The sequence below is a fragment of the Burkholderia sp. lig30 genome, assembly GCF_000687455.2.
Lineage (GTDB): Bacteria > Pseudomonadota > Gammaproteobacteria > Burkholderiales > Burkholderiaceae > Burkholderia.
On the sequence record NZ_JGVW01000132.1, the window covers coordinates 1 to 23,665 of the forward strand.

Below are 23,665 nucleotides of genomic sequence, written 5' to 3' on the forward strand. Positions count from 1 at the left end.
GATCACGGTGCGTTCGACGGGTTTCGACCCGGTCGCGGCGGCCGGCGGCAGCGCGACGGTCGAGAAGATCGAAACGGCGGCGGACGCGGGCGTGTCGCAGTTCGTCAGCCGCGAGGTGACGAAGCTGGACCGTCCGGAGCTGACGAGCGCGAAGATCATCGTGTCGGGCGGCCGAGGTCTGGGCAGCGGCGAGAACTACACGAAGGTGCTGGAGCCGCTGGCGGACAAGCTGAGCGCAGCGCTGGGCGCATCGCGCGCGGCGGTCGACGCCGGCTACGTGCCGAACGACTACCAGGTCGGCCAGACCGGCAAGATCGTCGCGCCGCAGCTGTACATCGCGGTCGGCATCTCGGGTGCGATCCAGCATCTGGCCGGGATGAAGGACTCGAAGGTGATCGTTGCGATCAACAAGGACCCGGAAGCGCCGATTTTCAGCGTGGCGGACTACGGCCTGGTGGGCGACCTGTTTGCGCTCGTGCCGGAACTGGCCGCGAACATGCCGTGATCGACGGCCACGCCGAACAGGGCGCGCGAACGAGGGGGCGCTCGATGGCCGTCACCAGCCGGATGCAGACCATGAGAGAGCAGGCCGCCGCGTCGGCGAATGCGGAGGACGCGTCGATCTGGCGCTGGATGTCGGCGCTGATCGACGAGCGCCGCATTCGCTGGTGTTACGCGGCAGGCAAGTGGCTCGTGAGCGTCGATCATCGGCACGTCGCCACCGACGACAGCTTCGACCGTGCGATCCGAACGGCAAAGGAGAATGCCGAACGCGGGACATCCGCTGCCGGCCGGCGTGGGGCATCCGTCACCAAAGGCTGACACGGAAAGCGCGAAGCCGGACCGCGCGCTGAACCAGAGCAGGAGAGGCCGGCGCTCGCCCCAACCGGTCCGGCGGTTCCGCGATGGCGAAACGCGGCGCAAGCGTGCCGCCCCCTACCCGGGAAAGCGCAGCTCGACGAGCGCGCCGCCGCCTTCCGCGTCGCGTATCCGGATCGTCCCGCCGTGCGCCTCCATGATCGCGAGCGCGATCGCGAGGCCCATCCCGGCACCGCCCGTGTCGTCGCGCCGGACGCGATAGAAGCGGTCGAAGACCTTGCCGCGCTGCTCCGGCGCGATGCCCGGCCCGTGATCGCGCACCGACAGCAGCGGCCCCGGCCCGCTCGCGACCGTCACCGTCGTGCCGGGCGGCGCGTGCGCGATCGCATTGTCGATCAGGTTCCGCAATGCGCGCCGGATCGCGTCCGCATGGCCGTGCACCGTCGCCGCGCCGCGATCGTCGTACGCGATCGGCCGGCCGCGCGCCACCGCGAGCGGCGTCATCGCGGCCGCCACGTCGCTCGCAATCCGGCCGAGATCGGCCCGCGCGCCGGCCGGAATGTCGAGCGCGGCGGCGCGCGCCATGTCGAGCATCTGATCGACGAGCCGGGTCATGCGCTGCACGTCGTCGAGCAGCGCCGCCTTGTCCGGCGAGTCCGGCAGCCGCCGGATGCCGAGCGTCAGGATCGCAAGCGGCGTCCTCAACTCGTGGGCCGCGTGACCGGCGAAATCGCCGAGCGTCTGCAACGTGCCTTCGAGCCGTTCCAGCATATGGTTCACCGCGCGCGTGAGCGCCTGCGCCTCCCATGACGAAGACGACATCGCGATGCGGGTCGACGTCTGCGTCGCGTCGATGCGGTTGACGGCGTCGATGGCCGCCTTCAGCGGCTTGAGCGCGCTGCGCACGACGCTGAAGTTGAACATCAGCAGCATCAGCGACAGCGCGACCAGCGGCACGATGACGTGAAAGCGGATTTCGTCGAAGATCACCGGAACGAACGGCCGGAAGCCGCTGCCGGCGATAGCAACCGTGATCCAGAGCGTGCGGTCCGCCGTGTCGATGCGCCGCGTGCCGCTCAGCAGGAAGCGCTCGCCCCACGTCTCGCGCTGCGTGCGGATGACGAGGAACGACAGCGGCGCGACGTCCTCCATCAGCAGGTCGCCGTCGTCGTAACGCGCGACGACGCGTCCGCCGCGCTCGTGGATGATGAACGAGCGGCGCGTGTCGGGCGCGATGGGCGAATGCAACTCGGGCGCGATGTCGTTCGACACGCCGGGATGACCGGCGTAGCCGGCCGCGATGCGGTTGGCCTCGGCGCTGATCAGCAGCTGGTCGAGTTCGGTGGTGTTGCTCGCGTACATGCGGACGACGAGCAGCACCTGGATCAGCACGAACGCCAGCGTCACCAGCGCGAGGCGAACGGAGATCTTGAAAAACAGCGTGTCTCGCCAGCGCGGACGCGGCTCGCGCGGCGGCCTCGGCGCGGCCGGCGCGCCGCTATCGGGGCGCGCGCGTGTCATCCTGCGACGCCGTGAGCATGTAGCCGATGCCGTGCACGGTATGCAGCGTGACGTTCGCCCGCGCGGCGGCGAGACGCCGCCTCAGGCGCGAAACGGCCGCTTCGAGCGCATTGGGCGTGACGTCGGCGGCGAGCGCGTAGAGCGCGTCTTCGAGCGAGCGTTTCGTCACGACGTGACCGACGCGGCGCATCAGCCGCTCGAGCAGGTCGAGCTCGCGCGGCGGCACCGCGACGGGTTGCGCATCGACGCGCACTTCGCGCCCGGCCGTATCGAGTTCGAGGTTCGCGACGGTGAGGGTGACGCCGAGGCAGGCGCCGGGCCGGCGCAGCAGCGCCCGGCAGCGGGCCGCCAGCTCGGGCAGGTCGACCGGCTTGACGACATAGTCGTCGGCGCCCGAATCGAGCCCGAGCACGCGATCGTCCAGCCCGTCCCGGGCGGTGACGACAAGGATCGGCGCCGTCTGGCCCGCGCGCCGCGCTTCACGGATGAACGCGACGCCGTCGCCGTCCGGCATGCCGAGATCGAGCAGCACGAGATCGAACGCACCCGACGCGAAGGCCGCGCGCGCGTCGGCGAGCGTGCCCGCCGTTTCGACGGCGAAGCCTTCATCGGTCAGCCCCGCCGCGATCAGCGACGCGAGTCTGGCGTTATCCTCGGCGAGCAGCACGCGCATGGTCGATATCGGTTCCGGTGGCCGGGCGCTTCCGGCCGGTGATCATCGCAAGTATGAGATTTTCCCGGTGCCGCACGCTTTCCGCAAGCGCCGCCACGACGTGCACCGCGGCCATGCAGACGACGAGGTTCGCGAGGGTTTCGTGGATCTCCTGCACCCATTCGACGCCCCAGAACGCGTCGAGCGTCTGCATCCAGCCGGTCGCGCACAGGCCGGACAGCACGCCGATGAGCGCGACGATCATCCAGCCGCCCGCGGGGTTGTGGCCGACGTAGCGGCGCGGCCGCCGGCGGGCGAGGTCGGCCGCATGCGACACGAAGTCGCGCGGCGGCACGACGAAGCCGCCGAAGCGCGCGTAGCGGGTGCCGACGAAGCCCCACACGACGCGGACCGCGAGCGCCGCGGCGACGGCGTAGCCGACGTAGCGGTGCGCGGTCTTGCCCGCGTCGAGCACCGCGTAGTTCAGCACGACGCCGAGCACGACCGTCCAGTGGAAGACCCGCACGAGCGGGTCCCAGACCCGGACGGTGGCGGGTCCGGTGGCGCCCCGGGGCGCCGGGTTCAACGGCGCGCGCATCGCTCAGTCCTCGTTGTGCTCGACGATCGAGCCGTCGACGGGGTTGAAGTACACCTCCGCCTTGCGGCCGTCGGCGGTGCGGCCGTAGATCTCGTAGCAGCCGCTCTTGGTCTTCTTGAACACCTTGATGTCCTTGTAGCCCATTGCGGCGATTTTCTGCCGCATCGCGGTTTCGCTGAGCCACGCGGATTCCGGGGCCTTGGTGCAGGCCGGGCTGGCGAACGCGGTCGAGGAGGCGGCGGCGATGGCAACGAGCGCCAGCAGGCGGGCGAGGGAAAGATGCGTCATGTCGAATCTCCGGTGAATGGATCGGGTGTCGCGCCGGATCGGCGTACGAAGGCCACGATAGCGGCGGGCACTGACCGAATCCTGACCGGGCGCGGCGGCCGCGCGCGGCACCGCGGGCCGGTCAGGTTTTCGTCAAGCCGCGGCGGCACCATGCGTTCGTCGTCGAGCCGACGACGCCGATCCGATTGGAGGAACAGTGATGAAACGCGTATCGAAGCGCCTGTCGGGCGCCGTGTTCGCCGCGCTCGCATTCGCGGCCGGGGCCGCGTCCGCCGAGCCGCAACTCAAGCCGCAGACGAAGCACAATCTCGAAGCCGCGATGCATGGCGAGGCGTTCGCCCATCTGAAGTACAAGGCCTATGCGGAGCAGGCGCGCAAGAGCGGCCGCCCGGAGCTGGCGCGGGTGTACGAGGAAAGCGCGAACGTCGAGGCGAACGAGCATTTCGCGCGGGAAGCCGACGCGCTCGGCCTCGTCAAGAGCGACGAGGCGAACCTGCTCGACGCGATGGCGGGCGAGCACTACGAGAACACGAAGATGTACGTGAAGTTCGCGAAAGAAGCCGACGCGGCCGGCGACACGAAGGTCGCCGCGCTGTTCCGCCAGATCGCCGTCGACGAGGGCGATCACTACGCGGCGTACAAGTCCGAGCTGGAAAAGCTGCGCACCGCCGCGAAGTAAGCGCTCGCGGCGCAGCGGGTCACGGCCCGGCCGCATGGGCGGCGGGACGTGACATCGAACCGTGATGCGCCGGTGCTATGCTGGCGCGTCCTTCACGACCGGCACGCGCTTGCGCGATGCCGGTTTCGTCCATTCACCCGCCCTCAGGCGCACGGCATGAAACAGAACGCATCTCCGCTCTTTCCCGACGACGAAACCGAGGACCCGGCCGCGAGCGCCGCCGCTGCGTCGCGCAGCACCTGGGTCAGCGTCGTCGTGAACCTCTGCCTGAGCGTCGGGCAGGTGATCACGGGGCTGCTGTCCCAGTCGCAGGGCCTGATCGCTGACGGCATCCATTCGCTGTCGGACCTCGTCGCGGATTTCGTCGTGCTGTTCGCGGGTCATCACAGCAGGAAGCCGGTCGACGCGGGGCACCCTTACGGGCACCAGCGCTACGAGACGGCCGCGTCGCTCGCGCTCGCGCTGATTCTGCTCGTTGTCGGTGGGGGCATGCTGTGGACGGCGATACTGAAGCTCGAGCGGCCCGAGACGATCCCGCAGGTGCACGCCGTCGCGCTGTGGGTCGCGCTCGCCGCGCTCGTCGCGAAAGAGACGCTGTTCCGCTACATGCTGGCCGTCGCGACGCGCGTGAAATCGAGCATGCTCGTCGCCAATGCGTGGCATGCGCGTTCGGATGCGGCGTCGTCGTTCGTGGTCGGGGTGGGCATCGTCGGCAACCTGCTCGGCTATCCGCTGCTCGACCCGGTGGCCGCGCTGATCGTCGGCGGCATGGTCATGAAGATGGGCTGGTCGTTCGGCTGGGACGCGTTCCACGACCTGATGGACCGGGCCGCGGACGCCGAGGAGGTGCGGGCGATCGGGGACACGCTGCGTTCGACGCCGGGCATTCTCGGCGTGCACGACCTGCGCACCCGCAAGATGGGCGACATGATCCTCGTCGACGCGCATCTCGAAATCGACGCCGACCTGTCGGTCGCGGAAGGCCACGACATCGCGGTGGCGGCGCGGTCGCGCGTGCTGGAGCGCCACCGCGTGCTGAATGTGATGACGCACGTCGATCCGCGCAGGCGGGCGGCTGTCGCGGCCGCGCCGCTGGCGGGGTAGCGCGCGCTACTTGTGCGAGTCGCGCTCGCGCCGGCTGCCGGACGCGCGCGCCGGCGAGCGGCGCCAGCGCAGCTTGCGCTCGTCGAACAGCGCCCGCCAGTCGAGTTTCATCAGCAGGTAGACGACGCCGAGCAGCGCGAGCTGCGACAGGACGAAGTACGCGCCGAGATAGTGGCCCTCGAACTGGGACTCCAGATCGAGGTGCGCGGACGCGAACCGGCCCAGGAACGCCCACACCGCATAGCTCGCGGTACGGCCGATGAAGAACGCCGCGCCGATCACGGCGAGCGGCGAGCCGGACAGGCCGTAGGCGATGAACAGGTAGTTGGACGGAAACGGACTGAGCGCGTACAGAAAAAACGCGCTCACGGTCAGGGTCTTGCGCTTCTCCAGCCACGCCTTGACGACCTCGATGTTCTCCCGGTCCGATTCGCGCATGAACCGGCCCCGCGCCACGACGCGCGCGAAGGTGGCCAGGATCAGCCTGCCGGTCGTGGCGGCCCCGGCCGCGACGACGGCGAACAGCAGCGGATTGCCTTCCGGCACGTTGAAACCGACCCACGACATCGCCATCCACGTCGGCGGCGCGAATGCCGGCATCAGGTTCAGCAGCAGGATCACGACGAACAGCACGGCCAGCGTCACCATGCGAGGGGCTCCGGACAGTCAGACTTATGGCCCCCATTCTGCTGGCGCCGTGTGACCCGACGTTGATGCGGGTCAAGCGAACGGCGGGCGCGGCGGCTGGCGCGAACGCCATTCGAATTGATGCGTGTCAAGCGGCGGCGGGGCGCGGTTCGTACACTGAAACGCATGTCCCGTGCCACGCCCGCCTGCGTGCGCTTCGCCCTCTCGTTTCTCGACCGCCTCCCATGCCCCGCATCCTGCGTTCCGTCGATTTCGCGTTGCTGTTCGTCTCGGCCTGCACCCTGGTGGCCGGTCTCGGCTGCGTGGCCTTCGGCGCCAGCGCGCTGGCGCGCGGCCTGTGGTTCGCCGGCGCGCTGCCGGTCCTCGTGGCGCTGTCGGTGTCGATCGTGCAGGCGCTGCGGCGGCGCGAGGCCGGCGTCGACGTCCTCGCGTGGCTCGCGATCGTCCTGGCGCTCGCGCTCGGCGAATCGCTTGCGGCGGTGGTGATTTCGCTGATGCTCGCGAGCGGGCGCGCGCTCGAGCGTTACGCGCAGGCGCGCGCGCAACGCGAGATGACCGCGCTGCTCGACCGCGCGCCGCGCGAGGCCAACCGCTTCGAGGCGGGCGAATGGTGCCGCGTCGCGCTGGACGCGGTGCGCCCCGGCGACCGCCTGCTCGTGCGAAGCGGCGAGTTCGTCCCGGTCGACGGCACGCTGAGCGCTCAGGCGGAGCTGGACGAATCCGCATTGACCGGCGAAGCCGCGCTCGCGACGCGCAAGGCGGGCGAAGCGGTGTGCAGCGGGGTCGTCAATGCCGGCGCGGCATTCGAGATGGTGGCGTCGGCCGGCGCGCGCGACAGCACGTTCGCCGGGATCGTCCGCATGGTGCAGGCCGCGCAGGCGGAACGCAGCCCGGCGGTGCGCCTCGCCGACCGCTATGCGTTCGGGTTCGTGCTCGCCGCGCTGCTCGTCGCCGGCGCCAGCTGGCTCGCGACGGGCGACGTCGGGCGCGCGCTCGCGGTGCTCGTCGTCGCGACGCCGTGCCCGCTGATTCTCGCGGTGCCGGTCGCGATCGTCTCCGGCATGTCGCGGTGCGCGAAGCGCGGCATTCTCGTCAAGGGCGGCGGCGCGCTGGAGCGGATGGCCGGGGCATCCATCCTGTTCTTCGACAAGACCGGCACGCTGACGGGCGGCCGCGCGCGTCTCGTCGCGATCGAAAGCGGCGCGGACAGCACGCCGGACACGGTGCTGCGGTTCGCCGCGTCGCTCGCGCAGGCCTCCGGCCACGTGATGTCGGAGGCCGTGACGACGGCCGCGCGCGAGCGGCATCTGGCGCTCTCCGCGCCGTCCGGGACGGTGGAAATGCCCGGCGCGGGCTTGTCCGGCCAGGTCGACGGCCGGGCCGTCGACATCGGCTCGTTCGCTTACGTGTCGTCGCGGACGGCGGCGGCGCCGTGGAGCGCGGCGTTCTTGCGCCGCGTCGGCTACGAGGGCGCGTCGGCGGTGTTCGTCGGCATCGACGGCGTGATGGCGGGCGCAATCCAGATGGCCGACCAGGTCCGGCTCGAGACGCCCCGCGCGCTGCGCCTGCTGAGATCGGAGGGCATCGCGCGGCTCGTCATGCTGACCGGAGACCGCCGCGACGTGGCCGAGACGGTCGGCGCGCTGCTCGGCGTGACCGAGGTGCGCGCGGAGCAGGCGCCCGCCGACAAGCTCGCGGCGATCCAGGCCGCCCGTGGCGAAGGCACGGTCATCATGGTCGGCGACGGCATCAACGACGCGCCCGCGCTCGCGGCGGCCGACGTCGGCGTCGCGATGGGCGCGCGCGGCGCCGCGGCGTCGTCCGAGGCGGCCGACGTGGTGCTGCTGGTCGACCGGCTGGACCGCCTCGTCGAAGCGTTGCGGGTGGCGCGCCGCGCGCGCCGGATCGCGCTCGAGAGCGTGGTGGCGGGGATGGCGCTATCGCTGGTCGCGATGGGCGTCGCCGCGTTCGGCTACCTGCAGCCGATTCCGGGCGCGATGCTGCAGGAACTCATCGACGTGGCGGTGATCGTCAATGCGCTGCGCGCGTCGCGGATACGGCCGGCGACGACGGCCGGCGGCCTGCCGCGCGGCGACGCCGATCGCCTGATCGCCGAGCATCTCGAGCTCGGGCCGGTGCTGAAGCGGATCCGCGATCTCGCGGACGAATTGCCGCAACTGCCGGGCGCGGCCGTGGCGGGGGCGCTTGCCGACATGAACGACCTGCTCGACCGGCAACTCGTGTCGCACGAGCGATGCGACGATGCCGACGTGTATCCGGGCCTCGCGCGGCTGCTCGGCGGAGAGGACCCGATGGGGGCGATGAGCGGCGCGCACCGCGAGATATTCCGGGTTGCGCGCCTGCTGCGGCAGATGACGGCGGATGTGCCGCCCGAGGGGCCGGACGCGGCCGGCCTGCGGGAGTTTCAGCGGCTGTTGTACGGGCTCGATGCGATCGTGCGGCTGCACTGCGCGCAGGAGGACGAGCTGATTCACGCGCTCGAAGCAGGCGCGTAGTGCGCCGGCGTCGAGGTGCACCGCCGTCATGCGCGCGCAGAAGCATCGAGATCGATTCATGAATGCCGTTCATGACGGCTATCGCGCGGCCCCGGCTAATCAACCGCGCGCCGGGCGGGCATGATGCTCGCCAGTCACTTCTTCGTTTCGGGAGCATGAAATGGAACAGCGCACACTGGGCAAGGGCGGGCTGACGGTGTCGGCGATCGGCCTCGGCTGCATGGGCCTGAGCTACGGCTACGGCCCCGCCACCGACCGGGCCGACGGCATCCGGCTGATTCGCGCCGCGTTCGAGCGGGGCGTCACGTTCTTCGACACGGCTGAAGCGTACGGCCCGTTCGTCAATGAGGAACTCGTCGGCGAGGCCGTCGCGCCGTTTCGCGATCAGGTGGTGATTTCGACGAAGTTCGGCTTCAAGGATGGCGACGTGACGCACGGCCTCGACAGCCGCCCCGAGCGGATTCGCGCCGTCGCGGATGCTGCGCTCAAGCGGCTGAAGACCGATCGCATCGATCTGTTCTACCAGCACCGCGTCGATCCGGACGTGCCGGTCGAGGACGTCGCGGGCACCGTCGGGGATCTGATCCGGGAAGGCAAGGTCGGGCACTTCGGGATGTCCGAGGCGGGCGCGCAGTCGATCCGCCGCGCGCACGCGGTGCAGCCGCTGGCCGCGCTGCAGAGCGAGTATTCGATGTGGTGGCGCGAGCCGGAGGAGAGCGTGTTGCCGACGCTCGAGGAGCTGGGTATCGGCTTCGTACCGTTCAGCCCGCTCGGCAAGGGTTTCCTGACCGGGGCGATCGATGCGCGCACGACGTTCGATCCGACCGATTTCCGCAACATCGTGCCGCGCTTTTCCGAGGAAAACCGCCAGGCCAATGCGGGGCTGGTCGATGTGCTCGGCCGCATCGCCGCCGGCAAGGGCGCGACGCGCGCGCAGATCGCGATCGCGTGGCTGCTCGCGCAGAAGCCGTGGATCGTGCCGATCCCGGGCACGACCAAGCTGCATCGCCTCGAGGAGAACGTCGGCGCGGCCGCCGTCGTGCTGACGGCTGACGATCTGGCGGCGATCGACGCGGCGCTGCGGCAGATCAAGGTGGTCGGCGAGCGCTACCCGGCCCATCTGCAGCAGCGCGTCGACCGCTGACGCGTGCTCGGCCGCCGGGGCGTCGTGCGGTTCTTCATGGCCCGGCGACCAGCCGACACGGCGCGCGCGTGACGCGCGCTGGCCCGCTCACGCGTCGCCGGTTTGCCCCGGCTGCCGGTGCAGATCTTCCATGATCTGTTCGGCGAGGAAGTCGCACGGCGGCCGCTTCGACTTCGAGCTGCGCGCGAGGATGAGTTCGAGCGGCGGCAGGTCGGGCAGCCCGTGCGAGCGCCCGAGCACCGTCAGTTGCGCCGGAATCGCGCAGCGCGCGAGCGGGGCGACCGCGAGGCCCGCCTCGACCATGCTGATGAGCCCGAGCAGGCTCGGGCTTTCATAGGAGGTGCGGTACGGGAGCCGCGCGCGTTCGAGGCTGCGAATCGCGTTCTCGCGCGCGACGCTGCCCGGCATGAACACCGCGATCGGCAGCGGCCGCTCTTCCCAGACCCGCGGGCCGTTCGCCATTGCCGCCCACGCCATCGGCTCGTGGCGCACGAAGTCGCCGTTCAGGCCCTTGATGCGCGTGCCGCAGACGAGGTCGACCGTGCAGTCCTTGATGAGCGGCGCGAGCGCGCTGCTGGGCAGGCCAATCACCTGGATTTCCACCTTCGGATAGGACGCGGAGAACTTCTTCAGGACGGACGGCAGCAGCGACGACGCGTAATCGTCGGGCACGCCGATCACCACCTTGCCGGTCACGTCCGGCCGCACGATGGCCGCCCACGCTTCGTCCCGCAACGCCAGCATGCGTCTGGCGAAACCCAGCAGCACCTCGCCCTCGCGCGTCAGCACGATGCTGCGCGGCCGGCGGACGAACAACGGCCGCCCGAGCGCCTCCTCCAGGCTCTTGATCTGCATGCTGACCGCGGACTGGGAGCGGTTCACGGCTTCGGCGGCGCGGGTCATGTTGCCGGTCTCCGCGACGGCGATGACGGTGGCCATCACGTCATGATCGAGCATCTTCATCGGTATCAGAAAAACTGAACGTAACAATCAGCATTATGCAGTTTTATTGTGGCTGCGTGTCTGTCATAGTGCATGCAGGCCGGTGGCGGCACCGGTTCGCCGCGCGTCGTCCGGCGTGCGCCGGCCGGGCTTGCCGATCCGTTCAGCCTCGATGAAATACGCTCAGGTGTATTAATGATTGATCACCCGTTACGCGCCACGCTTGCCGGCGAATTGCACGCCCGGCCATTCCTGCGGATCGCCGAATCCGTTGCGCTGATGCACTACGCGATCTATGCGGACGGCGATGCGCGCATCCACGAGACGCTCCTGCATGCGCTGTGCCGCGACACCGGCATCGCGTTGCCGGACGCGGGCGCCACGCACTATTCGGTGCAGTCGCCGCTCGGCTGGCACCTGAAGTGGGAGCGTCACACCGAGTTCTCCACGTTCACGTTCGTCACGCCGCGCACCGATGGCGACTATTTCAACGATCTCGCCATCGAGGGCATTCCGTCCGGCTGGTTCGAGCGGCTCGCCGGCATCCGCTTCGTCGCCGTCCGCATGGAGCTGCTGTCGAAGGGGGCGGCGCGGGTGGCGCGCGACGCGCTGCGCCACTGGATCGACGGCCCGATCCTCGTCGGCGGCAAGGTGCTGGGCGGCGGTACGGTGTTCTGCGACTGGCAGGTGCGGGCGGACGGGTTCATGCGTTTTCTCGTCATCGACGAGGGGTTTCGCGAGGAGCAGGGCGGCAGGCTGCTGCAGCGCCTGTGCGAAATCGAGACGTACCGGATGATGGCGCTGCTCGCGCTGCCGGTCGCGCGCGGGATGAGCCGGGATCTCGACGAGATCCACGCGTCGCTGCAGGCGCTGATGCACAGCATGGACACCCATGGAGTGAACGGCGACGACGCCGAACTGCTGATCCGGCTGACCCATCTCGCGGTGCGCGTGGAATCGCTGTCGGGCTCGGGCGGCCGCTTCAGCGCGTCACGCGCGTACGAGAAGCTGGTGCTGGCCCGCATCCAGGAGTTGCGCGAAGAGCGGATCGAGGGCATGCCGACGATCTCGGAGTTCATGGAGCGTCGCTTCGCGCCGGCGATGGAGACGTGCCGGAGCGTCTGGGCGCGTCACGAACAGATCGCGGACCGGATTGCGCGGGCGGTCGATCTGCTGCGTACCCGCGTGAATCTCGCGCAGGAGAAGGACGTCACGCGGCTGCTCGCCGGCATGGAGCGGACGGCGCGCAATCAACTGCATCTGCAGCACGCGGTCGAAGGGCTGTCGGTCGCGGCGATCTCGTACTACGTGCTGTCACTGGCGGCGGCGGCGTTCAAGGCGCTGCACGTGCTGAGCCTGCCGGTCGATCCGGAACTGGCGGAGGGCTTGCTGATCGGGCCGGTCGTGCTTGCGGTGATCGCGATCACGCGGCGAACCCGCACGCATGTGCCGGATGCGCGCCATGCGGGCGACGCGGAGGCTTCGTTGGAGCGGTCGAATTGATGCCGCCGATGCTCGCCGTTCTGCTCGAAGGCGGGGCGGTTGCGCGCCCGGCGGCATGACACCGCCGGGCGCAATCTGCAGGGTTCCGGGCTGGCGCCACGCCCGCTATTGGCGCAAGCAGGCGCTACGCGTGACACGCATCTCGCCAGCGCGTGTGGCGGGCGATGCGCCGCGGTGCCGCGGAACCGTTGGCCGAACGCGCGTCAGGCCGCCGATGCCTTCTTCAGCACGTCGTACAGCGCATCCTTCAGCTGGAGCTTTTCCTTCTTCAGCGCTTCGATCGCGGCATTGTCGGCGGGCGTGACGCCGGTTTCCATGTTGTTGATCTGGTGATCCAGTTCGTTATGGCGCTCGAAGAGCCGCGAGAAATGCGCGTCTTCGGTTTTCAGGCGGGAAATCAGGTCGCGAAATTCGGGGAACATCTCATACTCCTTTCTTTATCGTTCTCAGGGACGAAACGATCCATCAAATTCTCGCCGATCGTGCCCGGCCGCTGTTGACCTGTATCAAGCGGGCTGCCGCATGCGGGGCGGGGCGCGCGCCGCTGCGTTGCGCCCCGCTCGCGCGTCAGCGCAGGCCGACGCGTCGTTCCGCCCAGTGGCTGAAATCGTCGACCACCGCTTCGGTCAGCTGGTGGCCCATCGGATACAGCCGGGTTTCATGGGCGACGCCAAGCTCGGTCAGTTTCGCGTCGGCGCGCTCGGCCCACGTGACGGGGAGCTTGTCGTCGAATTCGCCGTGCGCGATGAACGCGCCAAGCGAGCGCAACGCGTTGCGTGGCGCGATATGCGGATCGAGCTCGGGCAGGATGCGGCCGCTCAGCACCGCGAACCCGGCGACGTCGGACGGCGAGCTGAGGCCGACGCTCGCGCTCATGATGCCGCCCTGGCTGAAGCCGCCGATCACGGTCGGCAATGCGTTCGCGCCGTCGCGTTCGCGCAGCGCGCGCAGCAGCGTCAACAGCGCGACGCGGCTCGCGTCCGCCTGCTGCGCGTCGATCGACGGGCCGTTCGGGCCGAACTGCACGGAGAACCACGCATGCTGACCGGGGCCGATCGTGAGCGGTCCCCGCACGAACAGGATCTCGATGCGCGGATCGAGCGCGTCCGCGAGTGCGAGCAGGTTCGTTTCATTGCCGCCGACGCCATGCAGCAGAAGCAGCCGAGCTGCCGGCGCGGGCGTGGCGGCGCGCAGCCGATAGGCGAGTTGCGATACCGGTTCGTGGATCAGTGCGTTCGTCATGCGTCGTGTCCTCGCTGCATTGGCCGGGACGTCCGACGCGTCGCCTGTCGCGCGCGATGCGGAGTTGCCCGGCATGACCGTAAAATCGCACATTCTATGCAGACGCGCATCCGCGATAAACGGTGCGGCTGAGATGCATTGTCGCGATAGACGATGCAATCGGGCAAGGGGGCGGGACGGCTGGTATGGCTGCTTTACGGCAGTCGCGCGAGGAACGGAAAACGCGGAAAAAGCAATATGTCGAGTTTTCTTCCCGGTTTGTTGGGTGGAGTAGTTGGCGGCGTCGCATCTCTACACCATATCGCTGCCGGGACTTTATGCGACGGGTAAGCACGTGATCCTCGCGATTGACAACGGCGGGCGGCTGTATTGGAATGGCCAGCTCGTCGTAACCGAACAACGGGTCAGGCTGCAAACGTGGCTCAACGTCGCCATTGTCGTCGGTGCATTGGGGACGGTCGCCTATTTCTGCCAGTGATAGGGAACCGACATGCACAAGAATGCTATCGCGCTATACGCCCTTGCAGCATTGGCACTCGCCGCTTGTACGGACACCGGGCCGATCAAGATTGGCCCGGACACCTACACGATCTCGACGCGGGTGCCTCTCGGCGGCCCTGCATCAGCAAAGGGCAAGGCCTTGCAGGAAGCGAACGCGTTTTGCTCATCCCAAGGCAAGGAGATATTGTTGCAGCATGAGCAGTCAAGCGAATGTGCGTGGCATGGCGGCTGCGGCGAGGCAGAGATAGCGTTTTATTGCCTTCAGGCCGGCGATCCGATGCTCAAGCGCCCGGCGTTGAGGGCCGAACCCAATCAGCGTATTGAGATGGATCAGAAGCAGGACGTTGTGAACAAGGAAACCGCCGGCACGGCCGGCACCCAGGATAAATCGCTGTAGAAAGGTCGAATGAAAAAAGGGAAACCAAAACTTACCCGCCAGGACGCCGAGCGTCTTTTCGCGGGACTGCCACGCGGGGACGCGAGCATGTCGAACAAGCCCGTGAATCCCTTCGAAGCAAGCGTGTTCGAAACGGTCCGGCACACCCACGACGAAGCCGGGCTCTGGAAGGATAATCTGATCACGCTTCCGATTGCGATCGAGATGCCAGCAGGCTACGCGTCGCTGTCCAGCCTTCGCGAGGCAATTGCGCGGGCCTGGCGCGTGAGATGGGTGAGAGAAACCAGCCACGAGGTGATTGCCGAGTTTCCGGAGGGATGGAAAGCCATTCGTCCAGCTACCGGCCCCATTGAACTGCGAGATCCGTCGAACGTCATTCGAGCCGTATACGGCTGGGCCGAAGATGCAGAACTGAGGATTTTGCCGCGTTATGTGGTCGAGACGCAGGCGAACAGTTCAAGTGGACTCGGTAGCCTGCTCATCCGTGACCGCGCGAACGATCAGCTCCTCGAGCGCTCCGCGGTCTGGTCGTCGATGACCGGCACCAGCCATCCGGAATGGGCTCGGCTTTCGGGATGGCTCAATGCACGCTTTCCGCAGCATCGAGACCCGTTGCGGTACTGGGTAGATTGTGAGGAAAATGCCGGCCAGGCCGAAGTCTAGGAAAACGCCGGCCGCGTCGGCAGAGGAAAAAGCGGAATAGCCGGAAAAAGCGTCTGGCGGGACCGACCGGGCGAAGTCACCCGATGCCGGGGGCGGAGGCTTGGATGCGAGAGCGGCCCGCTACCGGGGGGAGCGGCGGCGGGCCGGGGATCGCGGTGTGTGTGTCCGCGTGTTCGCGTCGTGCACGGTCGGGGGGGCGTGCCGACGCGTTCAGGTCACGCTTGGCGATCCGGGGGCGAGCCCCCGAACCGCGCGGTGTGATCCGGATTTAGTGACCGCGATACAGCGACTTGAGGTCGTCATCGGTGCGCGCCGGCACCACCTTCACCGGCTTGCCGGCAGCAACGGCCGCCTGCGCTTCCTTGCCGACGCCGCTGTTGTCGACGCCTTGCGCCTGGGCCATTGCCGCGTGTTGCTTTGCGACGCGGGCTTCAGCGGCCTGGATGTCGTCCGGGTAGTGCGGATCTTCGCCGACGGCCGGGTTATAGCCTGCCTTTTCCAGTTCGATCAGTTCGGCGCGAACTTGCGCACGGGTCAACGGTGCGGTGTTCTGAGCAAAAACCGCAACCGGGGCGGCAAGGGCAGCGGCAACGACAACGGCTTGGATCAGGTTCTTCATGATGCTTACCTCGAGACTTTGTTTGGTTCGACTGGTTGCCAACACCTTGTTTGCAACCGATGAACACAGTCTAAGGAAGCACCCGCCTGAGAGTAATCGGCGTTCGGGGAAGACATTGTTCCTGCCAAATGGAAAAATCCGCGCGCGGATCGTTCGTTCCCCGATTTTGTGAGCGCATCGTTTCGGCGCGCTGAAAGCACGGCCGAACGCGCGCGAAAGCGCATCAACGTCGTCCCGGTTTCGCGCCGGGCCCTACACGCCGCGTCTGCGCACGTCGCTCACCGCGTCGACGAGCTTGTACTTGCGAATCTTTTCGTAGAGCGTGCTTTTGGCAATGCCGAGGTGGCTGGCGGTCTGCGTCAGGTTGCCGGCATGACGCGCGAGCGCCCGGCGAATGTAGTCGGCCTCGGCCGTCTTCAGCGATTCGCCGGCTGCCTGCGCGGGCAGGTCCGCCGCCAGCGGCGCGGCGGGCATGGCCGGACGGGCGGCCGCGCCAATCTCGGTCGGAAGCTTGTCCGCCTTGATCACCGGGCCGTCGGACAGCAGCAGCGAGCCTTCGATCGCGTTGCGCAACTCGCGCACGTTGCCGGGCCAGCCGTAATTCAGCAGGCGCGCATAGGCGTCGTCGTCGAACGATCTGGGTGGCAGTCCATAACATTCGCAAAGGTGTGACAGCCAGTGGTCGACGAGGGCGGGCAGGTCATCCGCGCGTTCGCGCAGGCTCGGTATCGACACGGTCGTGACGGCGATCCGGTAGAACAGGTCCATGCGGAACATCCCCTTCGCGATCGCGTCCTTCAGATCGCGGTGGGTCGCGGCGACCAGGCGGAAATTCACCTTGCGCGGCGTATTCTCGCCGAGGCGGTAGATCTCGTTTTCCTCCAGCACGCGCAGCAGGTGAGGCTGGATGTCGAGCGGCATTTCGCCGATCTCGTCGAGGAACAGCGTGCCGCCGTCCGCGGCTTCGATCTTGCCGGCCGCGCCCGATTTGCGCGCGCCGGTGAACGCGCCTTCCGCATAGCCGAACAGCTCGCTCACGAGCAGGTCTCGCGACAGGCCGCCGCAGTTGAGCGCGACGAACGGCCCGTCGGCCCGTTCGCTCGCCTGATGGATGCCCTGCGCGAACAGCTCCTTGCCGACGCCGGTTTCGCCGAGCAGCAGCACCGGGACCTTCGACGGCGCGAGCTGGCGCGCCTTGTCGACGGCCGCGCGCAGCGCGGGGCTGTCGCCGACGATGCGCTCGAACGCGTACGGCGCGCTGCGGGTGCGGTCGCGTCCGCGAGCGGCCGTGATCGCGCCGCGCGGTGCCGCGGCGCCCGGAATCACGACCATGAACCCGAGGACATCCGTGCCTTCGCGCAAGGCCTCGACATGGGCATAGCGCAGCCACGGCGGCGCGTCGTTCGCGGGCCTCGTCGCGCGCGTATCGGCGTCCATCCCGGGCAGCACGAAACCCGCGTCGAGGTGGATGTCGAAGCCGAGCCGGCGCAGCGCCGGCACGACCTGCGCGTTCGCCTTCACGAGCCGGCCGCGTTCGTCGACGATCAGGATCGCGTCGGTGGGCGACGCGCCGAACCGCGCGGTGCAGCGGTCCAGCAGGCGCAGGCGGCGTTCCATCGCATCCTTCGCGAGGCGGCCTTCGATGCGGCCGGCGAGCGACACCGCGAGCGCGAGACTGTAGCGGCTGTAGGTATCGGCCAGCCCCGACACGTCGATCACGCCGAGCACGTGGCCGTCGAGCGGATCGTGGATCACCGTCGCCGAGCAGGTCCAGCGCTTGATGCCCGCGCAGAAGTGTTCGGCGCCATGGATCTGCACCGGCTGCCGCAGCGCGAGCGCGGTGCCGATCGCGTTGGTGCCGCAGTTCAGCTCGGTCCAGTCGCAGCCGGGCACGAGGCCGACTTCGCTCGCCGGCTCGATGATCCGCATGTCGCCTTCCTGCTGCAGGATCATGCCGTCGGGATCGGCGAGCAGCATCACCGTGCCGGTTTGCGACAGGAACTCGCGGGTCTGCTGCATCAGCGGCAGGCTCACGTCGATCAGTTGCGCGTTGGCCGAGCGCCACTGCATCAGGCGGCTTTCGTCGAGCGGCGGCGGCGCGCGGCCGACGCCCGGATCGACGTGTCCGACGAGGCAGCGTTGCCACGAATCGTCGACGACGCCGCGCACGTCGGCGGAGTGCCATTCGCTGCCTGTCACCAGATGCTCCCACGCGGCCATGATGCTGGCCTCGTGCTGGGGACGGGGAAACCAGTCCAACGGGGTGCCTGTCTGCTGCATGCGTGTCTCCTGACGGTTCCGCCGGCCGGGAACCGTGAGGCCGTCTTGCCGGCCTTTTGGATGTGGCGAGCCGCCCGCTTTCGGCGGCCGGGCTGTCGCTCGCGATATCGTACTCCGAACCCGCGCTGCCGTCGGGTCGGGGATGATACGGACAAGCAATGCCCGCGCCAGCGGCGACGCATGCGCAAGCAGGCGCGCGCGGGCGGCGGCACCGCCCGGGCACGCCCGGAAACGAGCCGGCCGTCCGAAAATCGGACGGCCGGAAATCGAACGCCTGGTGTGTCGGCGCCGCGGCGAAGCCGGCCGGGGCCGGATGCCGCCGACGGCGCCGAACCTCAGGTCAATCCACGCGCTCCGGCACCGGCAGCTTGACCCATTCGGTATAGAACGCGTCGATGTCCGGCTCGAAGTCGTGGATCACCGGGTACCACGGCGTCGGCGCTTCGACGTCGTGCATCGCGCCGCAGGTCGGGCAGTAATACTCGCGGTACACCTGCCATTGCGTGTCGGGCGCCATCAGCCGCGGGTAGACCTCGTCCATCGCCTCCTCGGAATCGCGCACGAAGATGTTCGCGTGCAGTTTCCAGTTGTCGCGGTAGTCGCAGAACACGTGGCCGCAATCGCACTGCGTGACCCACTTCTTCGTGGCCCACTGCTGCACGATGTACAGGTGCGGGCCGAGCGGCAGCACGATGCGGTCCTTCCAGCCGAGCTTCTGCTGCAGCGCGTCGACGTACATCCGGAAGCGCTCGCCGTCCTTCGGCATCGACAGCATCCGCAGCGTGGTGTCCCAGTCGAGCTTGCCGTCGACCAGGTTCCTGATCTGTTCCTTGGTGTAGGTAGACATCTCCATTCCTCTTTGATGTGTGCGCGATGGGCGGGCTTATTCTTCGACCAGCACCACGGTGTTGACGTCGGGCATCTTCGACAGGTCCATGCGGAACTTCGAGCCGTAGGTCGGCACGTCGAGCTCGTCCTCGGTCAGCGTCCACGTTTCCGGGAGATCCCAGAACGCGCGGAACTGCTGCTCGAACTTGTTCGACAGGCCGAAGCTCGTCGCGAACATGTGCTGCACCTGGGTCGACGCATGCTTGAGCAGGATCCGCTCGCGCTCGCCCTTCATCCATTCGCGGGTCGGCTGCGAGCGGGCGAGGCGCGCATTGCGGATCTCGACGCGCTGCAGCGCGGTCGCTTTCGCGTCGACGGTCCAGATGCCGTTGCCGTCGCGGGTCGCGACCGCGCCGTAGACCTTCTGCGCGTATTCCGGCAGCAGCACCGCGTTGTTCAGGTCGCGCTCGATCGCGTCGATTTCCCGGTCGAGCGGATCGCCGAAGCCGGGGCCGCCGCGCAGGTAGTTCAGGTACAGGTCGTAGTTGCTGTAGCAGTCCTCCGTCGTCATGCACTGCTGGTCGCGCTTGACGATCGCGCCGGCGTTCAGGTGGTTCTCGTAGTCGGGCAGGTCCGGGTTGGTGTCGCCGCCGAGCGGCAGGCTCTCGGCGAGTGCGATGCGCTCCTTGAGGCCGGTGCGGTGCGCCTCGAAGCGATAGCCGGTTGCCGCCGGGTAGCCGCCCATCAGGCCCCAGTCGCTGTTCATGTAGCCGTTGCCCATGAAGAACATCGTCCAGTCCTGCGCCTTCCACACCATCCGCAGCGTTTCGAAGCCGCAGCCGCCCCGGTACTTGCCGTAGCCGCCCGAATTCGACTTCACGTTGCGGCCGAGGTAGAGCAGCGGTTCCGCCATCTCCCAGATCTCGATGTCGCCCATGTCGCCTTCGGGGTTCCAGATCGCGGCGGCGTGGTTCAGGCCGTCCTTGATCGCGCACGCGCCAGTGCCGCACGACGACGCCTCGAAGCTGTTGACCGCATGGATGTCGCCGTCCTGGTTGATGCCGCCGCCCTGCAGCCAGTTCGACGTGTTGGCGTTGCCCGCGTTGACTTCCTCGAGGTAGCCGCGGCTGAAGTACGACTGCGACAGCGCGCGCCACATCGCGCTCCAGCCCGAGACCAGGAAGTGCCATGCGTATGCGTGGCCGGTGCGGCGGTCGTCCGGGTTCATCCACGCGCCCTTCGGCAGATGGAACTCCGTGCCGAAATACGCGCCGTCGTTGATGCGCTGCGTCGGCACCAGCGTCTGCGTCATCATCACCCAGATGCCGCTCGTGAACGCCACCTGGTGCGCGTTGTACGAGTGCCAGCCCCAGCGGCTCGCGCCGTCGAAGTCGAGACGCCACGAGCCGTCCTTGCGGATTTCCATTTCCACCGGCGAGTGCATGATCGAGTCGAGCTTCGCGAATGCCGACGAAGTCTGCACGTCAGGGTGGTTGTACGGCACGTCGACGAACGCGACCTTGCGGTACTTGCCCGGCAGCGTCATCGCCTTGATACGGGTCTGCAGGCCGCGGCGCCCTTCCTCGATCACTTCGTACGCGAACTTCTCGTACGCATCGAGCCCTTCGTCCTCGATCACCTCTTCGATCAGGTTGCGGATCATGTGGCAGCCGGCAATCCGCGTGCGCTCGTCGAGAATCCAGTATTTCGGCGTGCGAACCGAGCGTTGGCTTTCGTGCAGCCAGTCGCGCAGCGGCGTGTCGTTCACACCGGTCTTGCGGCAGGTGATCATGTAACCGTCGCCGAAGCGCTGCACCTGCCCCGTCGACATCGAGCCCGGCGTCACCGCACCCGTGTCGATCACGTGCGTGACCCCGCCGACCCAGCCGACCAGCTTGCCGTGCGCGAAGATCGGCACGATCGTCGCGATGTCGCACGGGTGGACGTTGCCGATCGAGCAGTCGTTGTTGGTGAACATGTCGCCGGGCTGGATGCCCGGGTTGGTTTCCCAGTTGTTCTCGATCATGTACTTGATCGCCGCGCCCATCGTGCCGACGTGGATGATGATCCCCGTCGACGTCAGCACGCAGTCGCCCGCCGCGTTGTACAGCGTGAAGCACAGCTCGCCTTCCTGCTCGACGATCGGGCTCGCGGCGATTTTCTTGGCCGTTTCGCGCGCATGGACGAGGCCGCCGCGCAGCTTGGAGAACATCTTCTCGTAGCGGATCGGGTCGCTTTCGCGCAGTTCGAGCCGCTGCAGCCCGTTGTAGTGGCCCGTCTGCGCGGTGCGCTCGAGGATGCCGTCGCGGAACTGCTTGAGGGTTTGGCCGTTCTTGAGCAGGTCGGCGAACCCGACCTCCTGGCTGGACATCATGTTCATCGCGTGTCTCCTTACTTGACTTCCTTGAGATGGAAGAGGCGGTGCTTGTCGAGCGTGGTGGCGAACCCCTTGGGCACCACGAAGGTCGTCGAGTCGGACTCGATGATCGCCGGGCCGGTGATCTGGTTGCCCGGCTTGAGCGCTTCCATGCGCCACAGCGCGGCGTCGTGCCACTGCTTGTGGCGGTAAAGGGGGCGCGTGCCGATGTGCGCGTCCGCCGGCGGCGTGGGGCCGCCTTCCGGGTCTTCCGGCAGCACCGGCTTTTGCGTGATGACCATGCCGCGCATGATCGCGCCGGTGACGGAGAAGCCCAGCTCCGGCGAGCGCGCCGAGCTGGCGTAGACGCGGCCGTAGGTGTCCTCGAACGCATCGACGATCTTGTCCCAGTCGTGCGCGTTCGTCGCGCTCGCGATCGGCGACTCGATCTCGAGGTCGTTGAGCTGACCCATGTACTGCATCCGGAAGCCCGGGCGCAGGATCACGTCCTGCTCGCTGAAGCCGTTGATCCGGAATTCCTCGATCACCTTGGCGGCCAGTTCGGCCCACGCCTTCTGGATCGTCTGCGCGGCCTGCGCCTTGTCGCCCTCGGGCGCAAGCTGCGGCAGCGCGAGGTCGACGCTCTTGTCGTAGCGGTATTCGAAGTCCGCGCACGCGCAGCCGAACGCGGAGAAGCCCGCGGCCCAGGCCGGCACGACGACGTCCTTGAAGCCAAGCCCTTCCGTGTAGCCGTACGTGTGGACCGGGCCGGCGCCGCCGTACGAGAAGCAGACGAACTCGGTCGGGTTGTAGCCCTTCGCGCTGACGTTCGAGCGCAGGTACTCGCGCAACTGCAGGTCGAGCAGCTCGATCACGCCGGCGGCGGCGTCCTCGACGGACAGCCCGAGCGGATCGGCGATCTGCGCCTTGATGTGCTCGCGCGCGCGGTTCACGTCGAGCTTGATCTGACCGCCGAGGAAGTTGTCGGGGTTCAGGTAGCCGAGCACGACGTGGCAGTCGGATACCGACACCGTCGTGAGCCCGCTGTCGGGCCAGCAGGTGCCGACGCGGTAGCCCGCGCTGTCCGGGCCGAGCTTGATCGAGCCGCTGTACGGATCGAGCCGCACGAAGCTGCCGGCGCCCGCGCCGACCGAATCCATCGTGACGAGCGGCAGCGACAGCACGAGGCGCGCCATGTCCGGGTCGGACGCGATCGCGAAATTGCCCTTCGTGATCAGCGCCATGTCGAACGACGTGCCGCCGATGTCCGAGCATGCGATGTTGTCGTAGCCGAGCGCCTCGCCGAGCAGCTTCGAGCCGATCACGCCGCCGATCGGCCCCGACACGATGGTGCGCGCCAGCTCCTTCGCCTTCCAGCTGATCGTGCCGCCGTGCGTGGCCATCACGCGCAGGTCGAACTTCGCGCCGTGCTTGCGGAAGCGGTCGCTGACCTTCTTCAGCGTCTGCCGCGACGGCTCGGCGGCGTACGCTTCGAGCACGGTCGTGTTCATCCGGTGGCTTTCCTTGCGCTGCGGATAGTAGTCGACCGACGCGAATACGGGGATGTCCTTGCCGATCGACTTCAGCTCGTCGCGCACGATGTCGCGCGCCTCGCGCTCGCTCGTCGCGTTCTTGTGCGACTGCAGCAGGCAGATCACGATTGCCTTTGCGCCGGACGCGACCAGTTCCCGCGTCGCCTGGCGCACTTCGTTCTCGCGCACCGGGATGACGATCTCGCCCTGCACGTCGGTGCGCTCGGTGATGCCGCGGGTGCGCGACAGCGGCACGAGCGGCTCGTCGTAGCGGTGCGTGTTCAGGTGAATCCGCTCTTCGAGCGCATAGCCCAGGTAGCTCTGGATCGCGCGGCCCATCAGATGGATGTGCTCGAAACCCTTGTTCACCAGCAGGCCGACGTCGAGGCCCTTGCGCTGCACGACGCGGTTCAGCATCGCCGTGCCGGAGTACACGCAGGTGACGAGCTCGGGGTAGACCTCGTCGACGTCGCGCTGCCAGTGCGCGAGCGCGTCTTGCGATGAATTGAAGATCGCGAGCGATTCGTCCTCGGGATTGCTCTGCGCCTTGCCGACGACGAACCGCCCGTCGGCGCGCACGAAGAAGGTATCGGTCATCGTGCCGCCGGCATCGATGCCCAACACCTGGACTTGCGAAAGCCCTTCCATGTTTTCGTCTCCATTGATTGAAGTAGTCGTGAGCCGCGATGCGGCGTGCGTTCCGGACGCGACGCACGTTGCGCGACGGCTCGGGGGGAGAAGCGCAACAACCGTGCCATTCGGCTGGGCGCGGGCGCATAGGCCGATGGCGCAAGGCTGGGCGGGGAGAGGGCGGCAAACGGCCGGGGGAAGGG

Annotated in this window: 23 protein-coding genes; 10 read left to right on the forward strand and 13 right to left on the reverse strand. The window is 68.0% G+C overall.

The genetic code is table 11. From position 1 onward, the window contains the following. Together LIG30_RS23590 and LIG30_RS23595 are read left to right on the forward strand one after the other, a co-directional pair. Positions 1–505: electron transfer flavoprotein subunit alpha/FixB family protein (locus LIG30_RS23590; protein ID WP_038716030.1), on the forward strand; the 505-nt coding region annotated here is incomplete at its 5' end. Further along, positions 502–822, forward strand: a complete 321-nt coding sequence (locus tag LIG30_RS23595; RefSeq protein WP_235510385.1) for a hypothetical protein — start codon at positions 502–504, stop codon at positions 820–822. The genes LIG30_RS23590 and LIG30_RS23595, both read left to right, overlap by 4 nt. A 114-nt stretch (positions 823–936) precedes the next feature. Here LIG30_RS23595 and LIG30_RS23600 read toward each other — a convergent pair whose 3' ends face one another. Genes LIG30_RS23600 through LIG30_RS23615 form a run of 4 tightly spaced genes read right to left on the reverse strand, consistent with a single transcriptional unit; the run spans position 937 to position 3,878 of the window. Next, entirely contained in the window at positions 937–2,340 is a 1,404-nt protein-coding gene (locus tag LIG30_RS23600; protein WP_051995156.1) for an ATP-binding protein, read from the reverse strand. Further along, positions 2,318–3,013 (reverse strand): response regulator, encoded by a 696-nt coding sequence (locus LIG30_RS23605; protein WP_038716032.1) that lies wholly within the window; start codon positions 3,011–3,013, stop codon positions 2,318–2,320. Before LIG30_RS23605 ends, LIG30_RS23600 begins: the two co-directional genes overlap by 23 nt. Beyond that, entirely contained in the window at positions 2,988–3,590 is a 603-nt protein-coding gene (locus LIG30_RS23610) for a cytochrome b/b6 domain-containing protein (protein WP_051995157.1), read from the reverse strand. Before LIG30_RS23610 ends, LIG30_RS23605 begins: the two co-directional genes overlap by 26 nt. 3 nt (positions 3,591–3,593) lie before the next feature. Then, on the reverse strand, positions 3,594–3,878 hold the full coding sequence (locus tag LIG30_RS23615; RefSeq protein ID WP_038716033.1) for a PepSY domain-containing protein: 285 nt from the start codon (positions 3,876–3,878) through the stop codon (positions 3,594–3,596). A gap of 199 nt (positions 3,879–4,077) precedes the next feature. On the opposite strand from LIG30_RS23615, the gene LIG30_RS23620 reads away from it, so the two are divergent. Together LIG30_RS23620 and LIG30_RS23625 are read left to right on the forward strand one after the other, a co-directional pair. Further along, positions 4,078–4,557 (forward strand): ferritin family protein, encoded by a 480-nt coding sequence (locus LIG30_RS23620; RefSeq protein ID WP_038716035.1) that lies wholly within the window; start codon positions 4,078–4,080, stop codon positions 4,555–4,557. A 156-nt stretch (positions 4,558–4,713) separates the two neighbouring features. Next, the gene (locus LIG30_RS23625) at positions 4,714–5,661 is read left to right on the forward strand and encodes a cation diffusion facilitator family transporter (RefSeq protein ID WP_038716036.1); all 948 of its coding nucleotides are present in this window, start codon (positions 4,714–4,716) and stop codon (positions 5,659–5,661) included. 6 nt (positions 5,662–5,667) lie between these two features. On the opposite strand, the gene LIG30_RS23630 is transcribed toward LIG30_RS23625, so the two are convergent. Further along, the gene (locus tag LIG30_RS23630; protein ID WP_038716038.1) at positions 5,668–6,309 is read right to left on the reverse strand and encodes a hypothetical protein; all 642 of its coding nucleotides are present in this window, start codon (positions 6,307–6,309) and stop codon (positions 5,668–5,670) included. Between the two features lie 224 nt (positions 6,310–6,533). Between LIG30_RS23630 and LIG30_RS23635 the strand changes: the two genes are divergently transcribed. After that, positions 6,534–8,825, forward strand: coding sequence for a heavy metal translocating P-type ATPase (locus LIG30_RS23635; protein ID WP_038716039.1), 2,292 nt, complete (start codon positions 6,534–6,536; stop codon positions 8,823–8,825). A gap of 160 nt (positions 8,826–8,985) precedes the next feature. Then, positions 8,986–9,969 carry an aldo/keto reductase gene (locus tag LIG30_RS23640; RefSeq protein WP_038716041.1) on the forward strand — a complete coding sequence of 328 codons (984 nt, stop codon included), beginning with the start codon at positions 8,986–8,988 and terminating at the stop codon, positions 9,967–9,969. Between the two features lie 87 nt (positions 9,970–10,056). On the opposite strand, the gene LIG30_RS23645 is transcribed toward LIG30_RS23640, so the two are convergent. Next, the gene (locus tag LIG30_RS23645; RefSeq protein WP_038716042.1) at positions 10,057–10,932 is read right to left on the reverse strand and encodes a LysR family transcriptional regulator; all 876 of its coding nucleotides are present in this window, start codon (positions 10,930–10,932) and stop codon (positions 10,057–10,059) included. A gap of 174 nt (positions 10,933–11,106) precedes the next feature. On the opposite strand from LIG30_RS23645, the gene LIG30_RS23650 reads away from it, so the two are divergent. Continuing rightward, the gene (locus LIG30_RS23650) at positions 11,107–12,414 is read left to right on the forward strand and encodes a DUF3422 family protein (protein WP_038716045.1); all 1,308 of its coding nucleotides are present in this window, start codon (positions 11,107–11,109) and stop codon (positions 12,412–12,414) included. Between the two features lie 203 nt (positions 12,415–12,617). Here LIG30_RS23650 and LIG30_RS23655 read toward each other — a convergent pair whose 3' ends face one another. Both LIG30_RS23655 and LIG30_RS23660 read right to left on the reverse strand, forming a co-directional pair. Then, entirely contained in the window at positions 12,618–12,836 is a 219-nt protein-coding gene (locus tag LIG30_RS23655) for a YdcH family protein (RefSeq protein ID WP_038716047.1), read from the reverse strand. A 145-nt stretch (positions 12,837–12,981) separates the two neighbouring features. After that, the gene (locus LIG30_RS23660) at positions 12,982–13,656 is read right to left on the reverse strand and encodes an alpha/beta hydrolase (protein ID WP_038716063.1); all 675 of its coding nucleotides are present in this window, start codon (positions 13,654–13,656) and stop codon (positions 12,982–12,984) included. 274 nt (positions 13,657–13,930) lie between these two features. On the opposite strand from LIG30_RS23660, the gene LIG30_RS23665 reads away from it, so the two are divergent. The 3 genes from LIG30_RS23665 to LIG30_RS23675 are packed head-to-tail and all read left to right on the forward strand — an operon-like array spanning position 13,931 to position 15,217. Then, positions 13,931–14,134, forward strand: a complete 204-nt coding sequence (locus tag LIG30_RS23665) for a hypothetical protein (RefSeq protein ID WP_038716048.1) — start codon at positions 13,931–13,933, stop codon at positions 14,132–14,134. Between the two features lie 12 nt (positions 14,135–14,146). Then, positions 14,147–14,554, forward strand: coding sequence for a hypothetical protein (locus LIG30_RS23670; RefSeq protein ID WP_051995158.1), 408 nt, complete (start codon positions 14,147–14,149; stop codon positions 14,552–14,554). Positions 14,555–14,563: 9 nt separating this feature from the next. Next, positions 14,564–15,217 carry a hypothetical protein gene (locus tag LIG30_RS23675; protein ID WP_038716050.1) on the forward strand — a complete coding sequence of 218 codons (654 nt, stop codon included), beginning with the start codon at positions 14,564–14,566 and terminating at the stop codon, positions 15,215–15,217. A gap of 268 nt (positions 15,218–15,485) precedes the next feature. Here LIG30_RS23675 and LIG30_RS23680 read toward each other — a convergent pair whose 3' ends face one another. The 5 genes from LIG30_RS23680 to LIG30_RS23700 all read right to left on the reverse strand — a co-directional run bounded on the left by LIG30_RS23680 (position 15,486) and on the right by LIG30_RS23700 (position 23,480). After that, positions 15,486–15,836, reverse strand: a complete 351-nt coding sequence (locus LIG30_RS23680) for a DUF4148 domain-containing protein (RefSeq protein WP_038716052.1) — start codon at positions 15,834–15,836, stop codon at positions 15,486–15,488. A 252-nt stretch (positions 15,837–16,088) separates the two neighbouring features. Beyond that, positions 16,089–18,116 carry a sigma-54-dependent Fis family transcriptional regulator gene (locus LIG30_RS27410; RefSeq protein WP_038716053.1) on the reverse strand — a complete coding sequence of 676 codons (2,028 nt, stop codon included), beginning with the start codon at positions 18,114–18,116 and terminating at the stop codon, positions 16,089–16,091. A 340-nt stretch (positions 18,117–18,456) separates the two neighbouring features. Further along, positions 18,457–18,963: an acetone carboxylase subunit gamma gene (locus tag LIG30_RS23690; RefSeq protein ID WP_038716067.1), complete on the reverse strand. Its 507-nt coding sequence runs from the start codon at positions 18,961–18,963 to the stop codon at positions 18,457–18,459. A 36-nt stretch (positions 18,964–18,999) separates the two neighbouring features. Further along, entirely contained in the window at positions 19,000–21,324 is a 2,325-nt protein-coding gene (locus tag LIG30_RS23695; protein ID WP_038716054.1) for a hydantoinase B/oxoprolinase family protein, read from the reverse strand. Positions 21,325–21,335: 11 nt separating this feature from the next. After that, on the reverse strand, positions 21,336–23,480 hold the full coding sequence (locus LIG30_RS23700; protein ID WP_038716057.1) for a hydantoinase/oxoprolinase family protein: 2,145 nt from the start codon (positions 23,478–23,480) through the stop codon (positions 21,336–21,338). Between the last annotated feature and the right edge of the window lie 185 nt (positions 23,481–23,665).